Origin of the sequence: Streptomyces sp. NRRL WC-3549 (genome assembly GCF_000721935.1) — a bacterium.
Taxonomy (GTDB): Bacteria; Actinomycetota; Actinomycetes; order Streptomycetales; family Streptomycetaceae; genus Streptomyces.
Map to the genome: position 1 here is coordinate 54,344 of NZ_KL585420.1, position 8,260 is coordinate 62,603.

Below are 8,260 nucleotides of genomic sequence, written 5' to 3' on the forward strand. Positions count from 1 at the left end.
TACGTGTACCGGCTGCGGTGCGAGCTGCCGGTCCGGCCGCAGGCCGAGGAGGTGGCCTGGCACACCTTCCTGACCGACGCGGAGCTGGAGCGCAGGCTGCCCGACTGGGCCTGGGTGCCGGACGGGCTGGAGACCTACCACCGGTTGCGTGCCCTGCGCGCCGGGACGACGTGGCCGCCGGCGTGAGCGGTACGGGCGCCCCGGGCCCGGGCGGCGGCCCCTGGCGCGGGCTGCGGCTGTGGTTCGTGCCGCAGCGGGTCCGCGAGGAGGGTGACACCCCCGACTACCGCTTCTCGCTGGCCAACGAGCGCACCTTCCTCGCCTGGATCCGCACGGCCCTGGCACTGATCGGCGGGGGCTTCGCGGTCGACCAGTTCCTGCCCCACCTGGCGTGGGGCGTCCGGGCCGGTCTCGCGCTCGCCCTGCTGGTGGCCGGCGTCCTGTGCGCGCTGCGGGCGGTCAACCACTGGGTGCGCTGCGAGCGGGCGATGCGGCGCGGCGAGGATCTGCCGGTGTCCCGCTTCCCGGTCCTGCTGAGCCTGGCCGTCGCCGTGGTGGCGGTCGCGATGGTGGTGGTGGTCCTGTTCGGCTGGGAGGGCCGGTGACGGCCGCCGGGCGCGATCCCGGCCTCCAGCCCGAGCGGACGCGGCTGGCCTGGCGGCGTACGACGTTGTCCTGCACGGTGGTGGCGCTGCTCGGGGTCCGGCAGGCGCTGCGCGGCGGGTCCGGCGCCACCGGCGTGATCGCCCTGGCGCTGGGCCTGCTGGCGTGGCTCGCGTTCCTGCGGGTGGCGCACCGGCGGGTGTCCGGCATGGGCGCCGCCGAGCCCGCGCCGCTGGTGGCACGCCACGCGCTGACGGCCGCGGCGTGCACGGTGGTGCTGGCGGTGTGCGCGGCGGCGATGCTGTTCTGAGACCGGCCCCGGGGGTGTGCGGGGAAGCGGCGCCTCGCCTCCCCGCACACCCCCGGGCGGTCAGCTGTCCCAGTCGACGGTGACGACGACCTTCCCCCGGGTGCGGCCCTGCTCGTTGAGACGGTAGGCGTCGGCCGCCTGCTCCAGCGGGAAGGTGCGGTCCACGTGGACGGAGACGATGCCCTGTTCGGCCAGCCCGGCCAGGTGGGCGAGGTCCTCGGCGTCGGGGCGTACGAAGGCGTAGCGCCCGCCGTAGGAGAAGACCTCGGCGTCCGCGATGGAGGCGAGCCGGCCGTCGGGGGCGAGCGTGGCGGGATCGGGGGCCATGGCCCGCAGCCGGTCGGCGAGGCCGTCGCCGTACTCCACGGGTTCGCCGCCGAGCCGGCGCACGTACTCGTGGTTGTGGGGGCCCGCCGTGCCGATCACCCGGCAGCCCGCGTGCCGGGCCAGCTGGACGGCGAGCGATCCGACCCCTCCGGCGGCGGCGTGCACGAGGACGGTCTCGCCCTCCTGGACCTTCAGCACCTTGTGCAGGACCTGCTGGGCGGTGAGCCCGCACAGCGGCAGTCCGGCGGCCTCCTCGAAGCCGACGCTGAGCGGCTTGCGGGCCAGGGTGCGTACGGGGGCGGCGACGTACTCGGCGAAGGTGCCGCGCGACAGGAAGTCCTCGCGCACATAGCCGATGACCTCGTCGCCGACCTCGAACTCGTCGACGGCGGCGCCCGGCTGGACGACGACCCCGGAGACGTCCCAGCCGGGGACCACGGGGAAGACGGCTTCCAGGCCCGCCTGGAGGTAGCCCTCGCGCGCCTTCCAGTCCACCGGGTTCACGGCGGCGGCCCGCACCTTCACCAGCACCGAGTCGGGGCCGACCTTGGGGTCGGGCCGCTCGCCGTACTCCAGGACGTCGGCCGAGCCGTACCTGCTGTAGCTGATCGCCTTCATCCCTCGACGATCGGCGCGGCCGGGCGGCCCCGCAACTCAGGCCGGTGTCACCAGCGCGGGACGGACCCCCCAGCCAGCGCCGGTGCAGCGCCGCGAGGCGGTCGCGGTCCAGCTCGACGCCGAGTCCCGGGGCGTCGGAGACGGCCAGGTGCCCGTCCTGGAAGGTGTGGCGGGTGGTGAGGACGTCCTCGGCCTGCCAGGGGTAGTGGGTGTCGCAGGCGTGGTGGAGGTCGGGGACGGTGGCGGCGACGTGGGTCATCGCGGCCAGGCTGATCCCGAGGTGGGTGTTGGAGTGCATGGAGAGCCCGACGCCGAAGGCGCGGCATATCCCGGCCAGTTCGCGGGTGCGGTGCAGCCCGCCCCAGTAGTGGTGGTCGCAGAGGACGATCTGGACCGCGTCGCGGGCGAAGGCGTCGGGCAGCTCGGCGAGGGTGGTGACGCACATGTTGGTGGCGAGCGGGAGGTCCGTGCCCGCGGAGACCCGCGCCATCGCCTCGGTCCCGCTCGCGGGGTCCTCCAGGTATTCCAGGACGTCCTTCAGCCGCTCCGCGACGTACAGGGAGGTCTCCACGGACCAGGCGCCGTTGGGGTCCAGGCGCAGCGGCCGTCCCGGGAACGCCTCGGCCAGGGCGCGGACGGCGGCGATCTCCTGGTCGGGCGGGAAGACGCCGCCCTTGAGCTTGAAGGAGGTGAAGCCGTGGTCGCGGACGAAGCGCCGGGCCTGGGCGACGACGCCCTCGGGGTCGAGGGCGGCGCCCCAGTCGTCCGGTTCGCCGCCGGCCGGGTGGGCGGCCCAGCGGTGGAAGAGGTACGCGCTGTACTCGACGCGGTCGCGGACCTTGCCGCCGAGCAGGGCGTGCACGGGGAGCCCGAGGGCCTTGCCGAGCGCGTCCAGGCAGGCCACCTCGAAGCCGGAGACGACGGAGAGCCGGAGCTTCCCGGCCGTCTGCGCGCCGCGCAGCCCGCCCGCGTCCACCCGGTCGTCGGCGGCGCCTGGATCGCCGCACACCTGGTCGGCCAGCGCGAGGAGCCCGTTCACCTCACTGACCGGGCGGCCGGGCAGGGCGCGGGCGAGGGGCTCCGCGAGCTCCAGGTAGGCGCCGTCGCCGTAGGTCTCCCCGACGCCGGTCACGCCGCCGCGGGTGACGACCTCCACGACGAGCCGGGGGGTGTACGGCTGGTGGACGCCCTGGGTGTTCAGCAGGGGCGGGTCGGCGATGAGGACCGGGGTGAGCCGGACGGCGTCGATCAACAAGGCTGTATTCATACATGAAACCTATTCAGGGATGCGACCCGGGCACCAGGGTGCCCACGGGGACCGCCTGCGGATTCCGGGCGGGCACTGGACGACATACCGACTGGTCGGCATCATGGTCACGTCCGCTCGACCGCTCCGGAGGTACGCACCATGAGCCCAGTCCACCCGCCAGGTCTCGACCTCGACCGGCTGCGCGGTCACCTCGACCGCGAGCGGCCGGGGCTGGTGAACGGAGCACTCGAGGCCCGGCTGATCGAGGGCGGGCGCTCGAACCTGACCTACGTCGTGACGGACGGCACCGGACGCTGGGTCGTCCGCCGGCCCCCGCTGGGGCACGTGCTGGCCACCGCGCACGACATGAGGCGCGAGCACCGGGTGATCAGCGCCCTGCACCCGACGGCCGTACCGGTGCCCGAGCCGCTGCTGCTCTGTGAGGACGACGCGGTCATCGGTTCGCCCTTCTACGTCATGGAGCACGTCGAGGGCACGCCGTACCGGACGGCCGAGCAGCTCGCCCCGCTCGGCGCCGAACGCACCCGGGCCGCCGTGCTGGGGCTCGTGGACACCCTGGTGGACCTGCACGCCGTGGACCCCTTCGCGGTCGGCCTCGGTGACTTCGGGCGGCCCGAGGGCTTCCTGGACCGGCAGCTGCGCCGCTGGGGCAAGCAGCTGGACGCCTCCCGGAACCGCGAGCTGCCCGGCATCGACGAGCTGCACGCGGCGCTCGGCCGGGAACTGCCCGACTCCCCCGCCCCCACCGTCGTGCACGGCGACTACCGCCTGGACAACGTGCTGATCGGCCCGGACGACCGGATCAACGCGGTCCTGGACTGGGAGATGTCGACGCTCGGCGACCCGCTCACCGACCTCGGCCTGCTGGTGATGTACAGCTCCGACCTGGAGCTGCCCGAGTCACCGGTCTCCACCACCAGCGGCGCGGCCGGCCACCCCCGCCCGGCCGAGCTGGTCGAGCGCTACGCCGCCCGCTCCGGCCGCGACACCTCGGCCATCTCCTGGTACACGGCCTTCGCGTGGTTCAAGCTCGCCGTGATCCTGGAGGGCATCCACTACCGCTACACCCTCGGCCAGACCGTCGGCGCAGGCTTTGACCGCATCGGGGACCTGGTGCCGGTCTTCATCGCGCACGGCCTCACCACCCTCCAGGAAGGCTGATCCGCCCCATGGACTTCGCATTCGACGCCCGCACCGAGGAGCTGCGCACCCGGCTGCTCGCGTTCATGGACGAACACGTGTACCCGGCCGAGGAGGTCGCCGAGGAGCAGCGCGCGCGGCTCGCCTCCCCGTGGGACACCCCGCAGGTGGTGGAGGACCTGAAGGCCGAGGCCCGGCGGCAGGGCCTGTGGAACCTCTTCCTGCCCGACGCGGAGTACGGCGCCGGGCTGACCAACCTCCAGTACGCGCCGCTGGCCGAGATCACCGGCCGCAGTCCGCACCTGGCGCCGACCGCGCTGAACTGCGCGGCCCCGGACACCGGGAACATGGAGGTACTGCACCAGTTCGGCACGGACGCGCAGAGGAAGCGGTGGCTGGAGCCGCTGCTGGCCGGTGGGATCCGCTCGGCGTTCGCCATGACGGAGCCCGAGGTGGCCTCCTCGGACGCGACGAACATCGAGACCCGGATCGCCCGGGACGGCGGGGAGTACGTCGTCAACGGCCGCAAGTGGTACATCTCCGGGGCGATGAACCCGCACTGCGCGGTCTTCGTCGTGATGGGCAAGACCGACCCGGACGCCGGGGACATCCGCCGCCAGCAGTCCATGGTCCTGGTCCCCCGCGACACCCCCGGCCTCGAGGTGCGCCGCGCGATGCGGGTGTACGGCTACGAGGACCACTCCCACGGAGGCCACGCCGAGGTCGTCTTCACCGATGTGCGGGTGCCCGTGGCGAACCTGGTCGGTGAGGAGGGCGGCGGCTTCGCCATCGCCCAGGCGCGGCTGGGGCCGGGCCGTGTGTATAAGAGACAGGTGCAGAACTGGATCGCGGACGCGCGGGTGACGGTGGAGCAGCTGCGGCTGCTGGTGCTGAAGACGGCCTGGCTGATGGACACGGTCGGCAACCGGGGCGCCCACACCGAGATCCAGGCCATCAAGATCGCCACACCTCGCGCGGTGGTGTCCCTCCTGGACCAGGCGGTGCAGCTGTACGGGGCCGGTGGCGTGAGCCAGGACACTCCGCTGGCCGAACTGTGGGCGTCCGCCCGGACGTTGCGGCTGGCGGACGGGCCGGACGAGGTGCACCAGCGGTCGCTGGCGCGGCGGGAGATCAAGAAGTACGCGTGATCGCGGGCGTGCGGAGTCGCGGGGCCGGTGAGGCCCCGCGGCCCCTCAGTAGCCGCCGGACGGCTGGTGGTCCGTCAGGGCCAGGGCGCGGAGGAACGCCTTGGCCCGGCGCAGCGGGCGGACCAGGAACCGGATGCGTCGTGTCGTCATGCGTCCAGGCTCCGCCGGAGCCCGCCGTTCGGTCCAACAGATGGTTTAGCTGACTGCCATCGCTATCGTAGATGGGTGGAGATCCGGCAGCTGCGGCATTTCATGGCGGTCCTCACGCACGGCGGCTTCACCGCGGCGGCGCGTGCGGAGCTGATCGTGCAGTCGGCCCTGAGCACGTCCGTACGGAACCTGGAACGCGAGCTGGGCGCCGAGCTGTTCGACCGGACGGGCCGCCGGGTCGTGCCGACCGAGGCGGGGCTGGCCCTGGTACCGGCCGCCCGGGCGGTGCTGGCCGGCACGGAGGCGGCCCGGGACGCCGTCGCGTCCGTCTCCTCGCTGGCCGCCGGGCGGGTACGGATCGGCACGGTCCAGACGCTGACCTGCGTGGACCTGGCCGCCGAGCTGGCCGCGTTCCACCGGGAGCGGCCCGGCGTGCAGATCTCGCTCAGGGAGGCGACGACACCGGAACTGGTCGAGGGGCTACGCGCCGGGGAGCTGGACCTCGCCTACCTGGCCCCGGACGCCGCCGAACTCCCCGACCCCCTCGCCGTGTTCGCGACCTGGCAGGAGGAACTGGTCCTGATCACCGCGCCCGGCCACCCGCTCGCGGACGCGGGCCGGGCCCTCATCGGGGAGCTGGCCGGTGAGCCCTTCGTGGACTTCCGGGCGGGCACAGGTCTGGAGACCGCGGTACGCCGGCTGGCCGCCCACTGCGGACTGGAGCGCCGGATCACCTGCGACGTGACCCAGATCCGGTTGCTGGTCGATCTCGTCAGGGCGGGCATCGGTGTAGCGATCGTGCCGCGCCGCATCGGCGAGGACGCCGGCCTGCCGTGCCTGACCATCCGTCAGCCCGAACCCGGACGGACCGTGGTCCTGGCCGGCCGGGCCCCCGTACCGCGCAACCCGGCGGCCCGGGCGCTGCTGGGTCTGCTGACGGGCGGTCAGGGCGGGGAGCCGGGCGCCTACTTCCAGTAGAGGAGTTGGGCCTGCCCGGAGACCAGGTCGTGCGTGCCGCCCTGACCGTCGAAGACGATGTACTCGAGTGACAGGGCCGCCCCGGAGTCGCAGTGGCCGCCCGCGTTGGTGACCGCGACGAAGGTGTCGCCGCCGGTGCCGAGGTGCTCGGTGATGTGGCCGCTCTTCGACCTCTTGCCTCCCTTGGTCTCGTAGAAGCGGGACTGGATCGTCGCCCCCTCGGAGATGCCGGACAGGCGGAGGTAGACGGTGCCGGAGTAGTCGGCGGGGCCGGTGACCAGGGCGCCGGACAAGGGCACGGGCAGCCATGCGCCCTGGGGGCGGTTCTTCGTCTGCTTGACCACCGGGTTGACGCGTGCGGGCATGTCGTCCTCCTCGCTCGGATCGGTGCCGGGGTTCCATCCGGCGGGGTGCTTGAGCCGCTCGGCGACGTCGGCGCGCAGGGCCGGCATGCCGAAGCCGCGGGGGTCGATCTTGTCCTTGGACCATTCGAGGTGGCCGATGACGCTCTTCGCGCTCCAGCCGTGCGCCCGGCACAGCGCGGCCTGGACGCGGACGATCGCGCCGTACTGGGCGGCGGGCCACGGATCCTTGCCGTCGCCCATGTTCTCGCACTCCCACCCGTAGAACCGCGCGTTCCCGTCGACGCCGTCGCTGTTGCCCTTGGCCGGAGGGGAGGGCCGGGTCCCGTACGACTCGGCGATCACCTGGTCCAGGACCCGGGGGTCGCCGCCTCCGGCGTGGTTGGCGCGGCCCCAGCCGACGAGGTGCACCCGGCCGTTCTTCGCGATCACGCCGTGGCACAGCGGGCCGGGCAGTTCGGCGTACCCGTCCCGGCAGACGGCCACCGTGGACGCGGTGCCGCGGGTCACCGAGTGGTGGACCATGCTGCCGTTCACCGGGCCCCAGGCGCCCGCCTTGTTCCGGTTGTGCGTACGCCAGCTGCCGACCTCGGTGACGGCGACGCCCTCGGCGCGCAGGGCTTTGAGGAGTGCTGCGGCGGACAGGGGGGCGGCCATGGGGTACCTCCTCGCGGGGATACCCCAAGCTTTCCCATCCGGGCGGCGTCCTACCTTTGAACGATCGGTTCGACGCTCGAAAACCCCTGCGAACGCACGGAGTCGGGGACCACGGCCCCCCGTCCCGGCGGGCGCGAACCCCGCCGCCCAGCGAGGGCCGTCAGGGGCGCAGGGCCCGCAGCAGCAGGTCCGCCAGGTGGTCGGCGACCTCCTGGCGGCTGAGCGGGCCGCCCGGGCGGTACCAGGTGGAGAGGTGGTGGACCGAGCCGAAGTGGTAGTCGACGACCAGGTCGGCGGGGGTGGCGGAGGAGAAGACCCCGGCCCGCTGGCCCTCCTCGATCAGGGCGCGGAAGCGTTCGTGGTAGCGGCGGCGCTCCATGCGGACCTGCTTGTTCTTCTCCGGGCTCAGGTGGTGCATCGAACGGAAGAAGATCGAGGCGTCGTCGAGGTTGTCGATGGTGGTGACCACCACGTCCGCCGCCGCGTCCCGCAGCCGCTGCTCGACGGGTGCCTCGGCGTCCGCGAAGGCGTCGAGCCGCTCCTGCTGGAGGCGCAGCACCCGGGCGTAGACCTCCTGGAGCAGGTCCTCCTTGGAGCCGAAGTAGTGGTACAGGGCTCCCTTGGTGACGCCCGCCGCCTCGACGATCTCCTGCACCGAGGTGCGGTCGTAACCGCGCTCGGCGAAGAGCCGGGTGGC

The 8,260-nt window shown here is 73.3% G+C and carries 8 protein-coding genes and 2 pseudogenes; 6 read left to right on the forward strand and 4 right to left on the reverse strand.

What is annotated here, in order from left to right; all coding sequences use genetic code 11:
- From IH13_RS0124745 to IH13_RS0124755, 3 genes and pseudogenes are all read left to right on the forward strand, one after another.
- A pseudogene (locus IH13_RS0124745) lies at positions 1-186 on the forward strand (NUDIX hydrolase); the annotation flags it as partial.
- Positions 183-605, forward strand: coding sequence for a YidH family protein (locus tag IH13_RS0124750; RefSeq protein WP_051835915.1), 423 nt, complete (start codon positions 183-185; stop codon positions 603-605). The pseudogene IH13_RS0124745 and the gene IH13_RS0124750, both read left to right, overlap by 4 nt.
- The gene (locus IH13_RS0124755; protein ID WP_031087990.1) at positions 602-913 is read left to right on the forward strand and encodes a DUF202 domain-containing protein; all 312 of its coding nucleotides are present in this window, start codon (positions 602-604) and stop codon (positions 911-913) included. Before IH13_RS0124750 ends, IH13_RS0124755 begins: the two co-directional genes overlap by 4 nt.
- A 60-nt stretch (positions 914-973) precedes the next feature.
- Here the strand turns inward: IH13_RS0124755 and IH13_RS0124760 are convergent, their stop codons facing one another.
- Both IH13_RS0124760 and IH13_RS41180 read right to left on the reverse strand, forming a co-directional pair.
- On the reverse strand, positions 974-1,858 hold the full coding sequence (locus tag IH13_RS0124760; protein WP_031087992.1) for an NADP-dependent oxidoreductase: 885 nt from the start codon (positions 1,856-1,858) through the stop codon (positions 974-976).
- Positions 1,859-1,874: 16 nt separating this feature from the next.
- A pseudogene (locus tag IH13_RS41180) lies at positions 1,875-3,125 on the reverse strand (glucarate dehydratase family protein); the annotation flags it as partial.
- Positions 3,126-3,266: 141 nt separating this feature from the next.
- Between IH13_RS41180 and IH13_RS0124770 the strand changes: the two are divergent.
- The 3 genes from IH13_RS0124770 to IH13_RS0124785 all read left to right on the forward strand — a co-directional run bounded on the left by IH13_RS0124770 (position 3,267) and on the right by IH13_RS0124785 (position 6,544).
- Entirely contained in the window at positions 3,267-4,289 is a 1,023-nt protein-coding gene (locus IH13_RS0124770; protein WP_031087995.1) for a phosphotransferase family protein, read from the forward strand.
- An 8-nt stretch (positions 4,290-4,297) separates the two neighbouring features.
- Positions 4,298-5,416 carry an acyl-CoA dehydrogenase family protein gene (locus tag IH13_RS0124775; RefSeq protein ID WP_031088001.1) on the forward strand — a complete coding sequence of 373 codons (1,119 nt, stop codon included), beginning with the start codon at positions 4,298-4,300 and terminating at the stop codon, positions 5,414-5,416.
- Positions 5,417-5,641: 225 nt separating this feature from the next.
- Positions 5,642-6,544, forward strand: coding sequence for a LysR family transcriptional regulator (locus IH13_RS0124785; RefSeq protein WP_031088002.1), 903 nt, complete (start codon positions 5,642-5,644; stop codon positions 6,542-6,544).
- Here IH13_RS0124785 and IH13_RS0124790 read toward each other — a convergent pair.
- Complete coding sequence (locus IH13_RS0124790; protein WP_031088004.1) at positions 6,532-7,563, reverse strand: peptidoglycan recognition protein family protein; 1,032 nt, start codon at positions 7,561-7,563, stop codon at positions 6,532-6,534. The two genes, IH13_RS0124785 and IH13_RS0124790, sit on opposite strands and share 13 nt — an antisense overlap.
- Positions 7,564-7,723: 160 nt before the next feature.
- A partial coding sequence (locus IH13_RS0124795; protein WP_031088006.1) for a TetR/AcrR family transcriptional regulator occupies positions 7,724-8,260 on the reverse strand: 537 nt, incomplete at its 5' end.

Bases quoted from the DNA above. Each gene is read 5' to 3' on its own strand.
- IH13_RS0124770 (WP_031087995.1), top strand. From the start codon at position 3,267: ATGAGCCCAGTCCACCCGCCAGGTCTCGACCTCGACCGGCTGCGCGGT.
- IH13_RS0124775 (WP_031088001.1), top strand. From the start codon at position 4,298: ATGGACTTCGCATTCGACGCCCGCACCGAGGAGCTGCGCACCCGGCTG.
- IH13_RS0124760 (WP_031087992.1), bottom strand. From the start codon at position 1,858: ATGAAGGCGATCAGCTACAGCAGGTACGGCTCGGCCGACGTCCTGGAG.
- IH13_RS0124790 (WP_031088004.1), bottom strand. From the start codon at position 7,563: ATGGCCGCCCCCCTGTCCGCCGCAGCACTCCTCAAAGCCCTGCGCGCC.